We start from the raw sequence: 17637 nt of genomic DNA, 5'->3' as shown, positions 1-17637 counted from the left end.
CAGCCGTCTTCTTCGAATGGCCCGCGCTTCCTACAGTGGACGCCACTCAAGGAGACAGTCCCATGGCAAAAATGAAAGCGGTCCAGGCCGCCGTGCTGGTGATGGAAAAGGAAGGCGTGACGCAGGCCTTCGGCGTGCCCGGCGCGGCCATCAATCCGATGTATTCCGCGCTGCGCCAGCGCGGCACCATCTCTCACATCCTCGCGCGCCACGTCGAGGGCGCCTCGCACATGGCCGAGGGCTACACGCGTGCCGTGGCCGGCAACATCGGCGTGTGCATCGGCACCTCGGGGCCTGCGGGCACCGACATGATCACGGGCCTTTATTCGGCCTGGGCCGATTCGATTCCCATTCTTTGCATCACCGGCCAGGCGCCGCGCGCGCGGCTCTACAAGGAAGACTTCCAGGCGGTGGACATCGAGTCGATCTCCAAGCCGGTCACCAAGTGGTCGGTCACGGTGCGCGAGCCCGGCCAGGTGCCGCAGGTGTTCCAGCAGGCCTTCCACCTGATGCGCTCAGGCCGCCCGGGCCCGGTGCTGGTCGACCTGCCCTTCGACGTGCAGATGGCCGAGATCGAGTTCGACATCGACGCCTACCAGCCGCTCACCCCCTACAAGCCCGCCGCCACGCGCGCCCAGATCGAAAAAGCCATCGGCATGCTCCAGGCCGCCGAGCGCCCGCTGATCGTGGCCGGCGGCGGCGTCATCAACGCCGATGCGGCCGACCTGCTGGTGCGCTTTGCCGAGACCACCGGCGTGCCGGTGATTCCCACGCTGATGGGCTGGGGCGCCATTCCCGACGACCATCCGCTGATGGCCGGCATGTGCGGCCTGCAGACCAGCCACCGCTACGGCAACGCGACGATGCTCGCGAGCGACTTCGTGCTGGGCATCGGTAACCGCTGGGCCAACCGGCACACGGGTTCGGTCGACGTCTACACCAAGGGCCGGACCTTCGTTCACGTGGACATCGAGCCCACGCAGATCGGCCGCGTGTTCACGCCCGACTTCGGCATCGTGTCCGACGCCAAGGCCGCGCTCGCGCTCTTCGTCGAAGTGGCCGAGGAGATGAAGGCCGCCGGCAAGCTGCGCGACCGCCGCGAGTGGGCCAGGTCGTGCATCGAGCGCAAGAAGACCATGCTGCGCAAGACCAACTTCGACGAAGTGCCGATGAAGCCGCAGCGCGTGTACCAGTGCATGAACAACAACTTCAGCAACGACACCTGCTACGTGAGCACCATCGGGCTCTCGCAGATCGCGGCCGCGCAGTTCCTGCACGTGTACAACCCGCGCCACTGGATCAACTGCGGCCAGGCCGGCCCGCTGGGCTGGACCATTCCGGCCGCCCTCGGCGTGCGCGCCGCGGACCCGACGCGCAAGATCGTCGCGCTCTCGGGCGACTACGACTTCCAGTTCATGATCGAGGAGCTCGCGGTGGGTGCGCAGTTCAAGCTGCCGTACATCCACATCGTGGTCAACAACTCCTACCTCGGCCTGATCCGCCAGGCGCAGCGCGGCTTCGAGATGGACTACTGCGTGCAGCTCGCATTCGACAACATCAACGCGGGGCCCGATGCGGGCATCGAAAGCAGCTACGGCGTGGACCACCTGAAAGTGGTCGAGGGCCTGGGCTGCAAGGCGATCCGCGTGAACCGGCAGGAAGAGATCGCGCCGGCCATCCAGCGCGCCGAAGCACTGATGGCCGAGTTCAGCGTGCCGGTCGTCATCGAGGTGATGCTGGAGCGCGTGACCAACATCGCGATGGGCACCGAGATCGACAACATCACCGAGTTCGAGCCGCTGGCCGAGCATCCGGCCGATGCGCCGACCGCCGTCGCGGCCGAGATGCTGGACTGAAGAGGAACAACACACCATGCCCAAGTTCGCAGCCAACCTCACGATGCTCTTCACCGAGCTGCCTTTCATGCAGCGCTTCGAGGCCGCCGCCAAGGCCGGCTTCGAGGCGGTGGAATACCTGTTCCCCTACCCCTTCGAAAAGAAGGAGCTCGCAGCCGCGCTGCGCGCCAACGGTTTGCAGCAGGTGCTGCACAACCTGCCGGCCGGCGACTGGGACAAGGGCGAGCGCGGCATCGCCTGCCATCCGGAGCGCACCAGCGAGTTCCGCGAAGGCATTGCCATGGCCATCGACTACGCCACCGCCCTGGGCTGCCCGCAGCTCAACTGCCTGGTCGGCAAGGTGCCCGAGGGCGCCGACATCAACGTAGTGAACCGCACGGTGATCGACAACCTGCGCCTGGCCGCGCGCGAACTCGAGGCCGCGGGCCTGCGCCTGCTGGTCGAGCCGATCAACACCTTCGACATCCCGGGCTTCTACCTGAACCGCACCGACAAGGCGCTCGCGCTCATCGAGGCGGTGGGCTCGCCGAACCTGAAGGTGCAGTACGACATCTACCACGCGCAGCGCATGGAAGGCGAGCTCGGCAACACGCTCTCGAAGCATCTTGCGCAGATCGGCCACATCCAGCTGGCCGACAACCCCGGGCGCGGCGAGCCGGGCACGGGCGAGATCAACTACCCCTGGCTCTTCCGGCACATCGATTCGATCGGCTACGAGGGCTGGATCGGCTGCGAATACAAGCCGCGCAGCGACACCGTGGACGGCCTCGGCTGGCGCGAAGCGCTCACGCAATAAAAGACAACTTCAGATCGGAAACAAAGACATGTCGCAATCGCAAAAGATCGGATTCATCGGCCTCGGCATCATGGGCGCACCCATGGCGGGCCACCTGCTCGACGGGGGGCACCAGCTCTTCGTGAACACCCAGGGCAACACGCCCGAGCCCTTCATCTCGAAGGCCACCATCTGCGCCTCGGCGGCCGAGGTGGCGCGCCAGGCCGACGTGATCTTCATCATGGTGCCCGACACGCCCGACGTGGAAAAAGTGCTGTTCGGCGAGCCCGGCACGCAGGGCGTGGCCGAGGGCCTGAAGGACTCGCGCGGCAAGATCGTGGTGGACTGCAGCTCCATCGATCCGATTGCCACCAAGGGCTTTGCCAAGCGGATCATTGCGCTGGGCTGCGGCTACATCGACGCGCCGGTCTCGGGCGGCGAAGTGGGCGCCAAGGCCGCGAGCCTCACCATCATGTGCGGCGGCGACGAAGGCACCTTCGGCCAGGTGCGGCCGCTGCTCGAGAAGATGGGCAAGAACGTCACGCTGGTCGGCAACGTGGGCGACGGCCAGGTCTGCAAGGTGGCCAACCAGATCATCGTGGCGCTCAACATCGCTGCCGTGGGCGAGGCGCTGCTGTTCGCCTCCAAGGCCGGCGCCGATCCGGCCAAGGTGCGCCAGGCGCTGATGGGCGGCTTCGCGAGCTCGCGCATCCTCGAGGTGCACGGCGAACGCATGATCAAGCGCACCTTCGCGCCGGGCTTCCGCATCTCGCTGCACCAGAAGGACCTGAACCTGGCGCTGCAGAGCGCACGGGCGCTGGGCGTGGCGCTGCCGCAGACGGCGGGCGCGGCGCAGCTCATGAATGCCTGCGCCGCACTGGGCCATGGCCAGCAGGACCATTCGGCGCTGGTGCGTGCGCTCGAGGCACTCGCGCAGCACACCGTTACGCCAGATTGAGGCTCAGGTCTTCGCTGCTTCCAGCGATTCCTTCAGGTTGCGCCGGCGCCATGCCCAGGTCTTGATGGCCTGCGGCAGGATGCCGATGCACGAGACGTAGTAGGTGATCTTGAAGCCCCAGAAGCGCGGGCCGATGGGCGTGTTGCGGAACAGGTCGCCCGCCAGGATGGACAGCAGCGCCTCCTGCATGCGCCAGATGTTGCGCGGGTTCATGAACAGCCGGCGGATGGCCGGCGAGGTGATGCGGTAGATGAACCACGAGAACATCTTCGGGCCATGCTTCATCACCTTGTCGAAGCGGCGGAAGGCCTTCTCGGCTTCCTTCATCTCGCCCCTGAGCCAGAGGTCGGCCGCGGCGGCGCTCTCGAAGGCGCTGTTCATTGCCAGGTACACGCCCGACGAGAACATCGGGTCGACGAAGGCATAGGCGTCGCCGACCATCATGAAACGGTCGCCGCGGCAGAACTTGGAGTCGTAGGCGTAGTTGCCGGTGGTGGTGGCGCCTTCCATCAGCGTGGCGTTCTTCAGGCGCGCGGCCAGCTTGGGCGCGAGCGCGATGGTCTCCATCAGGAACTCCTCGAGCGTGCCCTTGCGCCGCTTGAAGTACGCGGGCGACGCCACGGCGCCGACGCTCACGGTACCGTCCTTCAGCGGGATGTACCAGAACCAGCCGTGGTCGAACCAGAAGAGCGAGATGTTGCCTTCGTAGCGGCCGGGCCGGCGCTCCGCATTGGCAAAGTGGCCGAACAGGGCCGCGCTGGCGTGCTTGCGGTTGCGCTGCTTGGCGTCGAACTGGTTCGACAGCACCGTGTCGCGGCCGCTCGCATCGATCACGAAGCGCGGGCGCCAGCTGGTTTCGCTGCCGTCCTCGGCCTTGATCTTCACCAGCGCGCGCTTGTCCGCGCCCTTGCCGGCGTCCATGTCCACGCCCATGACGCGCTGGCCTTCGAAGGTGCGCGCGCCGCGCCGGGCGGCATGGCGGAACAGCAGCTCGTCGAACTCCGAGCGGCGCACGTGCACCGCATACGGAAAGCTCTTGTCCATGGCCTCGCCGAAGAAGAAGTGGCTGGTGTGGTCGTGCCAGGGCGAGACGAACTCGGCGCCGTGCTTGGCAATGCCGATGGCCTCGACCTCGGTGCGCACGCCCAGGCGGTCGAACAGGGGCATGTTCATCGGCAGCAGCGATTCGCCGATGTGGAAGCGCGGATGGTGCGCCTTCTCGAACAGCACCACGTCGTGGCCCTTGTCCGCCAGCAACGCGGCCACGGTGGAACCCGCCGGGCCCCCGCCGATGACCACGACGTCGGGCTCTGTACTCGTGAAAGGTCCGGGCGTCATGCGCTCCCCTCCTGGTCGTTCTTCGTTGTGGATGGTGACGGCCGCAAGGCCGATGCACGGGCTGTTGGCCAAGCGTTAAATCCTGGTAACAGCCGGGAGTTTAGCGAGTCGGCATGCAGGAAATTCACGCCTGGAGCACCAAAACCCGTGCCCACCCGGAGAAGAGGCGGCCGTTTTTTGGGGTAGCCTCATTGCCCGTCAGAAACAAGGAGACTTTTCATGGCTGCTAACCTGTCACCCGCCGAAGAAGCACTTCGCGAAGCAGCGCGCGAATACCACCGCTCGCCCGTCAAGGGCAAGATTTCCATCAGCCCGACCAAGCCGCTCCTGAACCAGCGCGACCTGTCGCTGGCCTATTCGCCCGGCGTGGCCTACCCGTGCCTGGACATCGCGGCCGATCCGTCGATGGCGGCCGAGTTCACCGCGCGCGGCAACCTGGTGGGCGTGGTCACCAACGGCACCGCGGTGCTGGGCCTGGGCAACATCGGCCCGCTGGCCGCCAAGCCCGTGATGGAGGGCAAGGGCTGCCTCTTCAAGAAATTCGCCGGCATCGACGTGTTCGACATCGAACTGGCCGAGAACGACCCCGACAAGCTGGTCGAGATCATCGCGGCGCTCGAGCCCACGCTGGGCGGCATCAACCTGGAAGACATCAAGGCGCCCGAGTGCTTCTACATCGAGAAGAAGCTGCGCGAGCGCATGAACATCCCGGTGTTCCATGACGACCAGCACGGCACGGCCATCATCTCGGCCGCGGCGCTCATCAACGGCCTCGAACTGGTCGGCAAGAAGATCGAGGAGGTCAAGATCGCCGTCTCCGGCGCCGGCGCGGCCGCCATTGCCTGCCTCGACGTGATGGTGGGCCTGGGCGCCAAGCCCGCCAACATCTACGCCTGCGACTCCAAGGGCCTGATCTACATGGGCCGCGCGGGCGGCTTCGACGACTCCAAGGCGCGCTACGCCCAGAAAGACACCGGCGCCCGCACCCTGGCCGACGTGGTGAAGGACGCCGATGTGTTCCTGGGCTGCTCCGCGCCCGGCGTGATGAGCGCCGACATGGTCAAGACCATGGCCGGCCAGCCGATCATCCTGGCGCTGGCCAACCCCGAGCCCGAGATCCGCCCCGAGCTCGCCAAGGCCGTGCGGCCCGACTGCATCATCGCCACCGGCCGCTCGGACTACCCGAACCAGGTCAACAACGTGCTGTGCTTCCCGTACATCTTCCGCGGCGCGCTCGACTGCGGCGCCAGCAAGATCACGGAAGAAATGAAGCTGGCCTGCGTGCGCGAGATCGCCGAGCTCACCAAGGCCGACATCAGCGAGGAAGTGGCCACCGCCTATGCCGGGCAGGAACTGTCCTTCGGGCCCGACTACATCATTCCCAAACCCTTCGATTCGCGGCTGATCCTGCGCATTGCGCCGGCCGTGGCCAAGGCGGCGGCCGCCTCCGGCGTGGCCGCGCGCCCGATCGAGGACCTGGAGGCCTACCGCCAGCACCTCACGCGCTTCGTGTTCCAGACCGGCATGTTCATGCGCCCGGTGTTCAGCGCCGCCAAGATCGCGGCCGCCAAGCGCGTGGCCTATGCCGAAGGCGAGGACGAGCGCGTGCTGCGCGCCGCGCAGTGGGCCATCGACGAAGGCCTGGCCCAGCCCATCCTGGTGGGGCGCCCGGCCGTGATCGAGGCGCGCATCCAGAAGGCCGGCCTGCACATCCGCGCGGGAACCGACTTCGAGATCGTCAACCCCGAGGACGATCCGCGCTTTCGCACCTACTGGGAGACCTTCCACAAGGTCATGGGCCGCCGCGGCGTCACGCCCGAGGCCGCCAAGACCATGGTGCGCCGCTCCAACACCACCATTGCGGCGCTGATGATGCACCTGGGCGATGCCGACGCCATGATCTGCGGCCTGGTCGGGCGCTTCGACGTGCACCTGGAGCACATCCGCAACCTGATCGGCCTGAAGCGCGGCGCGCCGGGCTTCGCCACGCTCAATGCGCTCACGCTCGAGAAGCGCACGGTGTTCATCACCGACACCAACGTGAACGAAGACCCGAGCGCCGAGCTGCTCGCGAGCATCGCCATGATGGCCGCCGAAGAGGTGCGCCGCTTCGGCCTGCCGCCGAAGGTGGCTTTTCTCTCGCACTCGAACTACGGCACCTCCAGCCGCGGCTCGGCGCGCAAGATGCGGCTCGCGCGCGACCTGTTCGCGCAGATGGCGCCCGACATCGAATGCGACGGCGAGATGCACGGCGACGCGGCGCTGTCCGAAGAGGTACGCCGCACCGCCCTGCCCGAGAGCACGCTCACCGGCGAAGCCAACCTGCTCGTGTGCCCCAACCTCGACTCGGCCCACATCCTCTACAACGTGCTGAAGATGACGGGCGCCAACGGCATCACCGTCGGCCCGATCCTGCTCGGCGCCGCAGGCTCGGCGCATGTGCTCACGCCCTCGTCGACGGTGCGGCGCGTGGTCAACATGACGGCGCTGGCGGTGGCCAACGCGACGACCGCGCTCAAGTAGCAGGCCGCTTGCGCTTCCCCTGAACCAACGCCCCGCTGCAGCACGCAGCGGGGCGTTTTTCATTGCGGGCCGGGCGGTGCACGCACCGTTTTCGCCCGCTCATCATTTTTTCGGCTGGCATGCAATCTGCTAATACCCTGATCGGATATTTCAAATATCTTATTAATATATTTACAGAATCGCAGCCTCCGGGCCCTTCGCCAATCCTCCCTTCCAACCCTCCTTTCTCTTCTCTTCTCACATGGAAGAACATGCCTTGGAACGCGGGAGCTTCTCCCGCCGGGTGCTCGATGCGTCCGACTTCGTGCTGCGCTGCGAGCGCCGGCTGCTCTCGGGCCTCATGGGGCTGCTCATCGCGCTGGTGCTGCTGAACGTGGTCACGCGCTACGCCGGCGTGCCGCTCTACTGGGTCGACGAAGCTTCCGTCTACTGCGTGGTGTGGCTCACCTTCATCGGCGCCTCCGCGATGACGCGGCTGCGGCTGGACTTTGCGGTGACGCTGCTCACCGACAAGCTCGGCGAGAAGGCCGCGCGCATCGCCAAGGCCAGCGCCTCCGGCGGCGTGCTGCTGCTGGGCCTTGCGCTGCTGGCAATGTGCTGGCTCTACATGGACCCGGTGGGCATCGTGCGCTATGGCTTCGATGCCAAGGAGTACGCGGCCGAATCCTTCAACTTTCTCTACACCGAGCGCACGCAGACGCTGAACTGGCCGACCTGGGCCGTCCAGCTGATCCTGCCGGTGTTCTCCCTCACACTCAGCCTGCACGCGCTGTCCAACCTCGTCGAGGACCTGGGCCTGCAGCCGCGGCGCACGCACGCCGAGTTCCACGTGACCAATGCAGACGCGGTGAACTGACATGCTGACTTCCGCATTCTTCCTGTTGATCATGCTGGTCGGCGTGCCGATCGGCGCCTGCCTGTGCCTGGCGGGCATCGTGTACATCCTCGACGCCGGCGACACGGTGCTGTTCCAGTCGTTCCCGGTGCAGATGTTCGGCGGCGTCGACAGCTACAGCCTCATCGCGATTCCGCTGTTCATCCTGATCGGCGAGATCATGAACGGCGGCGGCATCACCAAGCGGCTGGTCGACCTCGCGCTGGCCTTCATCGGCTCGGTGAAAGGCGGCCTCGCCTACGTGAACATCCTGGCCAACATGCTGGTGTCGTCGATCATCGGCTCGGCCACCGCGCAGGTGGCCATCATGAGCCAGATCATGGTGCCCGAGATGGAGAAGCAGGGCTACGACAAGACCTTTGCGGCCGGCATCACGGTGTACGGCGGCATGCTGGGGCCGATCATTCCGCCCTCGGTGATGTTCGTGGTGTACAGCGTGCTCGCACAGGTGGCGGTGGGCGACATGCTGATTGCCGGCATCATCCCGGGCGTGATCCTCACGGTGCTGTTCTTCATCGTGATCGCGTGCATGGGCTTCTTCTACAACTATCCGCGCACCGCAAAGCGCACCATCCGGCAGCGCCTGCACACGGTGCTCACGGCCTGCCCGACGCTGCTGATTCCCATCGTGATCGTCGGCTCGATCCTCGGCGGCTTCGCCAACCCCACCGAAGCGGCCGCCGTGGGCGCGGTGGCCGCGGTGCTGGTGGGCCGCTACGTCACCAAGGAATTCCGCTTCGCGACGATTCCGCAGATCCTGCTCAAGTCTGCGATCTACTCGGCCGTGGTGCTGTTCCTGGTGGCCGCGGCGGCCGTGTTCTCGTGGCTCCTGATCTACGGCAAGGTGCCGCAGGCCACGGCCGCATGGATCCAGACCGTGGCCAAGGATCCGATCGCGTTCTTGCTGCTCGTGAACCTGATCCTGCTGGTGATCGGCACCGTGATCGACGGGATTCCGGGGCTGATCATGACGGTGCCCATCCTGCTGCCAATTGCCACCGAGATCTACGGCATCGACCCGCGCCACTTCGGCGTGGTGGTGGTGATCAACCTCGTGCTCGGGCTGATGACGCCGCCCGTGGGACTGAGCTTCTTCGTGGCCTCCGCCGTGACCGGGGCCAAGCCCGGAAAGATGTTCATCGTCACGCTGCCGTTCTTCCTGATCTGCTGCGCCGCGCTGGTGCTGCTGTCGCTGTTCCCGAGCCTGTCGCTCGCGCTCATCAAGTAAGTCCCGCCGCCTTCCTTTCCCTTCACACAACCGGAGCCCCGCATGTCCCTTTCTCGCCGCAAATTCGTCGTCCAGGCTGCAGCCGGTACCGCTGCCGCGTCGTCCGCCCTCTTTTGCACCGTGTCGCGCGCGGCGGCCGCCAAGGAATTCCGCCTCGGCCTCATCACGCCGGCCGGCCACTCGTGGAACCGCGCCGCGCTCGCCTTCGGTGAAGCGCTCAAGAAGGCCACCGACGGCCGCCTGAGCGCGACGGTGTTCCATTCGGGCCAGCTGGGCAACGAGTCGGCCATGATGCAGCAGCTGCAGTCGGGCGCGCTGGACATGGGCTGGATCCAGGCGGCCGAACTCGGCTCGCGCGTGTCCAGCGTGGCGGCCATCAACGCACCCTACCTCGTGCGCTCGACCACCAACGTGGCCTCGCTGGTGCGCACGCCCGCCGCGCTGAAGCTGCTCGAGGTGCTGCCGCGCGAGACCGGCACCATCGGCCTGGGCTGGGGCATCACGGGCATGCGCGTGGTGTTTGCCACCAAGCCGATCTCCACGCCCACCGACCTCAAGGGCATGAAGCTGCGCATCAACCCGACGCCCGTGTACCGCGACTTCTACCAGCTGCTGGGCGCCGCGCCCACGCCGATTCCGACGCCGGCCGTTTTCGACGCCATGTCCAACGGCCAGGTCGACGGGCTCGAGGCGGACATCGAGTTCTCGTGGAACCAGCGCTTCGACCGCGTCGCAAAAACAATGCTGCCGATGAATGCGCTCTTCATGCCCTTTGCGCCGCTGGTGTCGGGCCGCATCTGGAAGACGCTCGACGGCAAGGACAAGGCGCTGATCACCGACCTGGTCAAGCAGTCGCTCGACGCGCAGATCAAGGACATCGTGACCACCGAGCTCGGCCTGATCGACAAGTTCAAGGCGAGCGGCATCACGATCAAGAGCGACGCCGGCTACAACCCCGCGCCGGTCATCGCGGAGTTCGACAAGATCTGGCTGCCCAAGGCGCCGCAGATCGCGGAGTTGCGCAAGATCGGCGCGGCGCTCTGAACCAGGCCGGTGCGCCGCCGACCCATTGCGCACCACAACAGTTCCGCGGAAGGGTTCGCACCAATCGCGTGCGGGCACCGTTTTTGCTTGAATGCAGAAGCATTCACCTCCAACGGATCCCGCATGAACAAGCGCCAATTGCTCCAGTCCTTCCTCGCCGCCTCGGCCCTCAGCTTCGGCCTTTCCCCGGCCCTGGCCCAGACCATGACGCCGATCAAGTTCCAGCTCGACTGGCGCTTCGAAGGACCGGCCGCGCTGTTCCTGCACCCCGCCGCCAAGGGCTATTTCAAGGCCGCGGGCCTGGACGTGACCATCGACGCGGGCAACGGCTCGGGCGGCACGGTCACGCGCGTGGCCTCGGGCGCCTACGACATGGGTTTTGCCGACCTCGCGGCGCTGATGGAATTCCACGCCAACAACCCTGACAGCCCCAACAAGCCAGTGGCGGTGATGATGGTCTACAACAACACGCCGGCCTCGGTCATGGCGCTCAAGAAGAGCGGCATCGCCAAGCCGGGCGACCTCGCGGGCAAGAAGCTCGGCGCGCCGGTGTTCGACGCGGGCCGCCGCGCGTTCCCGATCTTCGCCAAGGCCAACAGCATCGGCGCCGTGAACTGGACCGCCATGGACCCGACGCTGCGCGAGACCATGCTGATCCGCGGCGACATCGACGCGATCACCGGCTTCACCTTCACCTCGCTGCTGAACCTCGAGGCGCGCGGCGCCAAGGCCGCCGACATCGTCGTGCTGCCCTACCCCGACTACGGCGTGAAGCTCTACGGCAACGTGATCATCGCCTCGCCCAAGCTCATCAAGGAGAACCCGGAAGCGGTGAAGAGATTCCTCTCGGCCTTTGCCAAGGGGGCGAAGGAAGTGATCGCCAATCCGGCGGTGGCCATCGAGTCGGTGAAAGCGCGCGACGGCATCATCGACAGCAAGCTCGAAACCCGCCGCCTGCAGCTGGCCATCGACACCGTGATCAACAGCGCCGACGCGCGCAGCGAAGGCTTTGGCGTGGTCAACGCGGGCCGCATGTCGCTGATGGCCTCGCAGGTGTCGGACGCGTTCAACACCAAGACCCGCGTGAGCCCCGATGCCGTGTGGACCGCCGCGCTGCTGCCGCCCGCGGCCGAACTGAGCGGCGTGCTGCGCAAGTGATGGCGGACGCATCGAACGCGGCCGCTGCTCCCTTCGTCGACTTCCAGGACGTCTGGCTCGCCTACAACGAGGAGCTGCTGCGCGCCAACCACTTCGCGGTGGAGGCCATCGACCTGAAGGTCAAGCGCGGCGAATTCATTGCCATCGTCGGGCCCTCGGGCTGCGGCAAGTCGACCTTCATGAAGCTCACCACGGGCCTCAAGATGCCGTCGATGGGGAAGATCCGCATCGACGGCCAGCCCGTGACCGGGCCGCTCAAGATCTCGGGCATGGCGTTCCAGGCGCCGTCGTTGCTGCCGTGGCGCACCACGGTCGACAACGTGCTGCTGCCGCTCGAGATCGTCGAGCCCTACCGCTCGAGCTTCAAGGCCAAACGCAAGGAATACGTCGAGCGCGCGCGCAAGCTGCTGCAGAAGGTCGGCCTCGCGGGCTATGAAGACAAGTTTCCATGGCAGCTTTCGGGCGGCATGCAGCAGCGCGCCAGCATCTGCCGCGCGCTCATCCACGAGCCCAAGATGCTGCTGCTCGACGAGCCCTTCGGCGCGCTCGACGCCTTCACGCGCGAGGAGCTCTGGTGCATCCTGCGCGACCTCTGGACCGAGCAGCAGTTCAACGTCATCCTGGTGACGCACGATCTGCGCGAGTCGGTGTTCCTGGCCGACACGGTGTACGTGATGAGCAAGAGCCCGGGCCGCTTCGTGGTCAAGCGCGAGATCGAGCTGCCGCGTCCGCGCGAGCTGGAGCTCACCTACACCAAGGAATTCACCGACATCGTGCTCGAGCTGCGCGGCCACATCGGCGCCATCCGCAACACGGGCATCAGCGCGGCGCAAACGGCCGCTGCCGCGGTGTCCCACTGAAGGCGGGCCATGAAGAACACCAAGCAAATCGAACGCTGGTCGCCCTGGCTGCTGCTCGTGGCCGTGATCCTGCTGTGGCAGGTGATCTGCGCGGGCTTCGGCGTGTCGGACTTCATCTTTCCGAGCCCGCTGCGCATCTGGACCCAGTTCTGGGAGTTCAAGGAGATCATCGCGGGCCATGCGTGGCGCACCTTCTGGGTCACGATGGCGGGCTTCGGCCTGGCCATTGTGGTGGGCGTGCTGCTGGGCTTCGTGATCGGCAGCTCGCGCATCGCGTATGCGGCCATCTATCCGCTCATGACGGCCTTCAACGCGCTGCCCAAGGCGGCCTTCGTGCCGATCCTCGTGGTGTGGTTCGGCATCGGCGTCGGGCCGGCGATCCTCACGGCCTTCCTGATCAGCTTCTTCCCGATCATGGTCAACATCGCGACCGGCCTTGCCACGCTGGAGCCCGAGCTCGAGGACGTGCTGCGCGTGCTCGGCGCCAAGCGCTGGGACGTGCTCATGAAGATCGGCCTGCCGCGCTCCATGCCCTACTTCTTCGGCTCGCTCAAGGTGGCGATCACGCTGGCCTTCGTCGGCACCACGGTCAGCGAAATGACCGCGGCCAACGAAGGCATCGGCTACCTGCTCATTTCGGCCGGCTCGGCCATGCAGATGGGCCTGGCCTTCGCGGGCCTGATGGTGGTGGGCGCAATGGCCATGCTGATGTACGAACTCTTCAGCGTGATCGAAAAACACACGACCGGCTGGGCGCATCGCGGATCGCAAAACCAATAGGGCACCACGGATGACACGCGACCAGATCATCCGCGCGCTGCGCCGCGCCGACGAAGTGGCCCGCCGCGCCATGGCCATGGGCCGCCACCCCTTCGGCGCCGTGCTCGTCGCGCCCGACGGCGAAACCATCCTGGCCGAGCAAGGCAACATCGACACGGTCAACCACGCCGAAGCCACGCTGGCGCGCCATGCGGCGCAGAACTGGCCGGCCGATTACTTGTGGCAATGCACGCTGGTCACGACCTTCGAGCCCTGCGCGATGTGCGCGGGCACCAGCTACTGGGCCCACATCGGCCGCATCGTCTACGGCGCCGAAGAAAGCGCCCTGCTCGCGCTCACGGGCGACCACCCCGAGAACCCCACGCTGAACCTGCCCTGCCGCGAAGTGTTCGCGCGCGGGCAGAAGAAGATCGAGGTCATCGGGCCGGTGCCCGAAGTGGCGGAAGAAATGATCGCCACGCACCGCGGGTTCTGGGAAGCGCGTTAGGCAGCGACTAGGCCAGCAGCAGCGTGGCCTCGTCGCGCCAGTAGGCAACGGCCCCCAGCCAGCCCTCCCACACGCAGCCGTTGCAGCCGCGTCCGCAGCAGGTGGTGGGCTCCGGTGGCGGCATGCGCAAGGCAAGACCCCGGGCCTGAAGGAGCGACTGGACGCTCGCGATCAGCGCCTGGGCACTGGCAAGATCGACCGGAACGGGCAGGTCTTTGTCTGCGATGGACATGGGCTGGCGGCGGTGGCCGGGCACCGCGCGGCAGGCTTGCGCCTTACCAGAAGATCCAGAGCGCCAGCCCGCCGAAGATGGCCCACTTCACGAGGTAGTACACCCGTTTGTCCCAGGCCTTGAGCCGCTTGCCGATCACGCGGATCTGGTAGATGTACTTGAAAGCGCGGTTGATGCCGCCCGTCTTGTCGCCGGCATCATTGGGCGAGGCGGCCGCCGCCAGCAGGTTCTTGGCGAACCAGCGGTTCACGGCGCTGGCCCAGCGGTACTTGAGCGGACGCTCGATGTCGCAGAACAGGATCACGCGGTCGTGGTCGGTCGTGTTCTCGGCGTAGTGGATGTAGGTTTCGTCGAACACCACGGCCTCGCCGTCGCGCCAGTGGTAGCGCTGGCCGTCCACGTCGATGTAGCAGCCCTCCACGCCCGGCGTCCACAGGCCCAGGTGGTAGCGCAGCGAACCGGCGAAGGGGTCGCGGTGGCGCACCAGGCGGCTGCCCGGCGGCAGCTCGGCGAACATGGCCGCCTTGATGGTGCCGATGCCCTTGAGCAGCTCGGTGGTGCGGGGGCACAGCACGGCGGCCGAGGGATGCGCCTCGTCGTACCACTTGAGGTAGAAGCGCTTCCAGCCGCTCTTGAAGAAGGAGTTGAAGCCCACGTCGTTGAACTGGCTCGACGCCTTGATGCTGCCGCCGTTGCGCATGGCGAGCGCCTCTTCGCGGATGACCTGCCAGTTTTCCTCGAGCACGCGCATCTCGGGAAATTGCGCGGGCGACAGGTACGGCGTGCTCGGCACCTTCGAGAAGATGTACATGAAGGCGTTCAGCGGCGCGAGGAAGGTCGAGTGATCAGACAGCTGCCTGAAGAAACGATGCCGGACTTGGCCGCGGAAATGAACGTAGAGCGCGCTGAGCGCGAAGATGGCAAGAATGACCCACTTCATTGTTGAAAGTGTCCTGTAGACGGCGCGGGGGTAGCCGGGTAGTGTAATTCGTCGCCCCAAATTCGACCTGACCAAGCCCTTTTTGGCCCTGTCCAGCGATGTCCAGGACCCGCACGCCACGCCCTGCGCGAGTGGGCGCCACTCAGGCCCAGCCGGTCTCGATCTCGGTCTTCACCTCGGTCATGAGCCGGTGCACCGGGCACTTGCCGGACACGCGCAGCAGTTCGTCGCGCTGCGCCGCGGTCAGCTCGCCGGTCACGCGCAGGCTCGACTTGAGCCGGTAGACGCCCTTGCGTTCCTCGCTGTCGTCGCGGTCGATGATCACTTCGATGTCTTCCACCGGCATGCCCTTGCGGCGCGCGTAGATCAGCACGGTGAGCGCCTTGCAGGCGGCCAGCGATGCGTCGTACAGGTCATGCGGCTGCGGCCCCGCATCGCTGCCGCCGCCGGCCGGCGAGGCATCGATGGGAATCTCGTGGTTGCGGATCTTGAGGATGTGACGCGTGCCCGTGATGCCGTCGCGCCGGACCGTGATGCTCATGCCGATGTCCTTGTGGGGTGTGGATGCCGGCGCGATGGTAGCCCGCCACCCGCTTCAGCGGTCGACCGCGAGCATCAGCGTTTCCTTGATCTCCTCCATCACCACGTAGCTGTGCGATTCGGCCGCCACGGGCAGCTTCTTGAGGATGTCGCCCAGCAGGTGCCGGTATTCGCTCATGCCGCTCAGGCGCGCCTTCACCAGATAGTCGAAGCTGCCCGAGACCAGGTGGCACTCGAGCACCTCGGGCATGTGCAGCAGCTCCTTGCGCACCTTGTCGAACACCTCGCCCGACTTGGCCGAGAGCTTGATTTCCACGAACACCAGCAGCGTCTTGCCCAGCGCCTCGGGCGACACATGCGCGTGGTAGCCGCTGATGACGCCCTCGCGTTCCATGCGCTTCACGCGCTCGGCGCAGGGCGATGCCGACAGGCCGATGCGCTCGGCGAGTTCGGTCATGGAAATGCGGCCCTGGCGCTGCAGCAGGTCGAGGATCTTGCGGTCGATACGGTCGAGTTCGGGCATTTCACTCCGGGGCTGGCAATTGGCTTGCTATCTGCAGCGAATTCCACTGTGAATCTTAGAAAAACAATGGAATCCACTGGATTGTGCGCTTTAGATTCCATGCATTCACCTTCATTCGCGTAAATACCCATGAAAGTCATCGTTCTCGGCGGCGGCGTGATCGGCACCACCACGGCCTACTACCTGGCGCGCTCCGGCGCCGACGTGACGCTGCTCGACCGGCAGGCCGGCCCGGCCGAGGAAACCAGCTTCGGCAACGCCGGGCAGGTGTCGCCGGGCTACTCGACGCCATGGGCCGCGCCCGGCATTCCGCTGAAGGCGATCAAGTGGATGTTCCAGAAGCATGCGCCGCTGTCGATCCGCCCCGACGGCACGCTGTTCCAGCTGCGCTGGATGGCCGCGATGCTGCGCAACTGCTCGCCCGAACGCTATGCGGTCAACAAGGAACGCATGATGCGCGTGGCCGAATACAGCCGCGGCTGCCTGCAGCAACTGCGCGCGGAAACCGGCCTGCGCTACGAGCACCGCACCGGCGGCACGCTGCAGCTGTTCCGCACGCAGGCGCAGCTCGATGCGGTGCAGCGCGACATCGCGGTGCTCGAGGAATGCGGCGTGCCCTACGAACTGCTCGACCGCGATGCGCTCGCACGCGTGGAGCCCGCGCTGGCCGGTGCGCGCGACCGGCTCGCGGGCGGCCTGCGCCTGCCGAACGACGAAACCGGCGACTGCCACCTGTTCACGCGCGGCCTGGCCGACATCGCACGCAGCCTGGGCGTGGACTTTCGCTTCGGCCAGTCGGTCGAAGGCCTGGAGATGGCGGGCGACCGCATCACGGGCGTGCGCACCGGCGCCGGCAAGATCCTCACGGCCGACCGCTACGTGATGGCCTTCGGCAGCTATTCGCGCGCCGCCATCGCATCGCTGGGGCTGGACATTCCGGTGTACCCCGTCAAGGGCTACTCGCTCACGGTGCCGCTGGTCGACGAATCGCTGGCTCCGCAATCGACCGTGCTCGACGAGACCTACAAGGTGGCCGTGACGCGCTTCGACAACCGCATCCGCGTGGGCGGCATGGCCGAGCTCGGCGGCTTCGACCTGCGCCTGAACTCGCACCGCCGCGCCACGCTCGAAAAGGTGGTGAGCGACCTGTTCCCCGGCGGCGACCTGCCGCGCGCCACCTTCTGGACCGGCCTGCGCCCGATGACACCCGACAGCACGCCCATCGTCGGCGCCACGCGCTACGCGAACCTGTTCCTCAACACCGGCCACGGCACGCTCGGCTGGACCATGGCCTGCGGCTCGGGCAAGCTGATCTCCGACCTCGTGACGGGCCAGCGTCCGGAGATCCGCACCGATGGCCTGGCGATGGACCGCTATGCGCAAGGTGCGCCGCGCACTGCGCGTTCGAATCCCGCGACTGCGGCGGCCTGACGCCTGCGTTTTTTGGGGGGCTATTCGGGGCGGGTGCACAGGCCACCGGGTACTCCCCTCCGCGAATGT

Annotated in this window: 17 protein-coding genes; 12 read left to right on the top strand and 5 right to left on the bottom strand. The window is 66.4% G+C overall.

Going from position 1 to position 17637, the window contains the following annotated elements:
- The first annotated feature begins 62 nt into the window (after window positions 1-62).
- Genes gcl through VPA02S_RS23530 form a run of 3 tightly spaced genes read left to right on the top strand, consistent with a single transcriptional unit; the run spans window position 63 to window position 3589 of the window.
- Window positions 63-1856 carry a glyoxylate carboligase gene (gene gcl, locus VPA02S_RS23540; protein WP_062365842.1) on the top strand — a complete coding sequence of 598 codons (1794 nt, stop codon included), beginning with the start codon at window positions 63-65 and terminating at the stop codon, window positions 1854-1856.
- 16 nt (window positions 1857-1872) lie between these two features.
- The gene (hyi, locus tag VPA02S_RS23535) at window positions 1873-2652 is read left to right on the top strand and encodes a hydroxypyruvate isomerase (protein ID WP_062365841.1); all 780 of its coding nucleotides are present in this window, start codon (window positions 1873-1875) and stop codon (window positions 2650-2652) included.
- 28 nt (window positions 2653-2680) lie between these two features.
- Window positions 2681-3589 carry a 2-hydroxy-3-oxopropionate reductase gene (locus VPA02S_RS23530; protein WP_062365839.1) on the top strand — a complete coding sequence of 303 codons (909 nt, stop codon included), beginning with the start codon at window positions 2681-2683 and terminating at the stop codon, window positions 3587-3589.
- 3 nt (window positions 3590-3592) lie between these two features.
- Here VPA02S_RS23530 and VPA02S_RS23525 read toward each other — a convergent pair whose 3' ends face one another.
- Complete coding sequence (locus VPA02S_RS23525; protein WP_062365837.1) at window positions 3593-4927, bottom strand: NAD(P)/FAD-dependent oxidoreductase; 1335 nt, start codon at window positions 4925-4927, stop codon at window positions 3593-3595.
- 219 nt (window positions 4928-5146) lie between these two features.
- Here VPA02S_RS23525 and VPA02S_RS23520 point away from each other — a divergent pair, with 219 nt between their 5' ends.
- The 8 genes from VPA02S_RS23520 (at window position 5147) to VPA02S_RS23485 (ending at window position 13902) form a co-directional block, all read left to right on the top strand.
- Complete coding sequence (locus VPA02S_RS23520) at window positions 5147-7450, top strand: NADP-dependent malic enzyme (RefSeq protein WP_015866734.1); 2304 nt, start codon at window positions 5147-5149, stop codon at window positions 7448-7450.
- Window positions 7451-7706: 256 nt separating this feature from the next.
- On the top strand, window positions 7707-8306 hold the full coding sequence (locus VPA02S_RS23515) for a TRAP transporter small permease (protein WP_155736631.1): 600 nt from the start codon (window positions 7707-7709) through the stop codon (window positions 8304-8306).
- 1 nt (window position 8307) lies between these two features.
- Window positions 8308-9573 (top strand): TRAP transporter large permease, encoded by a 1266-nt coding sequence (locus VPA02S_RS23510; protein ID WP_062365834.1) that lies wholly within the window; start codon window positions 8308-8310, stop codon window positions 9571-9573.
- A 42-nt stretch (window positions 9574-9615) separates the two neighbouring features.
- A complete protein-coding gene (locus VPA02S_RS23505) occupies window positions 9616-10617 on the top strand; it encodes a TRAP transporter substrate-binding protein (RefSeq protein ID WP_062365832.1) in 1002 nt (333 codons plus the stop codon).
- Between the two features lie 123 nt (window positions 10618-10740).
- The gene (locus VPA02S_RS23500) at window positions 10741-11775 is read left to right on the top strand and encodes an ABC transporter substrate-binding protein (RefSeq protein WP_062365831.1); all 1035 of its coding nucleotides are present in this window, start codon (window positions 10741-10743) and stop codon (window positions 11773-11775) included.
- Window positions 11775-12635: an ABC transporter ATP-binding protein gene (locus VPA02S_RS23495; protein ID WP_015866736.1), complete on the top strand. Its 861-nt coding sequence runs from the start codon at window positions 11775-11777 to the stop codon at window positions 12633-12635. The genes VPA02S_RS23500 and VPA02S_RS23495 overlap by 1 nt, the downstream gene beginning before the upstream one ends.
- Window positions 12636-12644: 9 nt before the next feature.
- The gene (locus VPA02S_RS23490) at window positions 12645-13415 is read left to right on the top strand and encodes an ABC transporter permease (protein ID WP_015866737.1); all 771 of its coding nucleotides are present in this window, start codon (window positions 12645-12647) and stop codon (window positions 13413-13415) included.
- 10 nt (window positions 13416-13425) lie between these two features.
- Window positions 13426-13902 carry a nucleoside deaminase gene (locus VPA02S_RS23485; RefSeq protein WP_062365829.1) on the top strand — a complete coding sequence of 159 codons (477 nt, stop codon included), beginning with the start codon at window positions 13426-13428 and terminating at the stop codon, window positions 13900-13902.
- 7 nt (window positions 13903-13909) lie between these two features.
- Here the strand turns inward: VPA02S_RS23485 and VPA02S_RS23480 are convergent, their stop codons facing one another.
- The 4 genes from VPA02S_RS23480 to VPA02S_RS23465 all read right to left on the bottom strand — a co-directional run bounded on the left by VPA02S_RS23480 (window position 13910) and on the right by VPA02S_RS23465 (window position 16137).
- On the bottom strand, window positions 13910-14134 hold the full coding sequence (locus VPA02S_RS23480; protein WP_062366035.1) for an oxidoreductase-like domain-containing protein: 225 nt from the start codon (window positions 14132-14134) through the stop codon (window positions 13910-13912).
- Between the two features lie 43 nt (window positions 14135-14177).
- Complete coding sequence (gene lpxO, locus VPA02S_RS23475; RefSeq protein ID WP_015866740.1) at window positions 14178-15074, bottom strand: lipid A hydroxylase LpxO; 897 nt, start codon at window positions 15072-15074, stop codon at window positions 14178-14180.
- A gap of 142 nt (window positions 15075-15216) precedes the next feature.
- Window positions 15217-15615, bottom strand: a complete 399-nt coding sequence (locus VPA02S_RS23470) for an OsmC family protein (RefSeq protein ID WP_062365828.1) — start codon at window positions 15613-15615, stop codon at window positions 15217-15219.
- 54 nt (window positions 15616-15669) lie between these two features.
- Window positions 15670-16137, bottom strand: coding sequence for an Lrp/AsnC ligand binding domain-containing protein (locus VPA02S_RS23465; protein WP_015866742.1), 468 nt, complete (start codon window positions 16135-16137; stop codon window positions 15670-15672).
- Between the two features lie 129 nt (window positions 16138-16266).
- On the opposite strand from VPA02S_RS23465, the gene VPA02S_RS23460 reads away from it, so the two are divergent.
- Window positions 16267-17568 carry a D-amino acid dehydrogenase gene (locus VPA02S_RS23460; protein WP_062365827.1) on the top strand — a complete coding sequence of 434 codons (1302 nt, stop codon included), beginning with the start codon at window positions 16267-16269 and terminating at the stop codon, window positions 17566-17568.
- Window positions 17569-17637: the final 69 nt, after the last annotated feature.

Source organism: Variovorax paradoxus NBRC 15149, from assembly GCF_001591365.1.
Classification (GTDB): domain Bacteria; phylum Pseudomonadota; class Gammaproteobacteria; order Burkholderiales; family Burkholderiaceae_C; genus Variovorax; species Variovorax paradoxus.
This window is presented reverse-complemented; position numbering and strand designations above follow the sequence as displayed.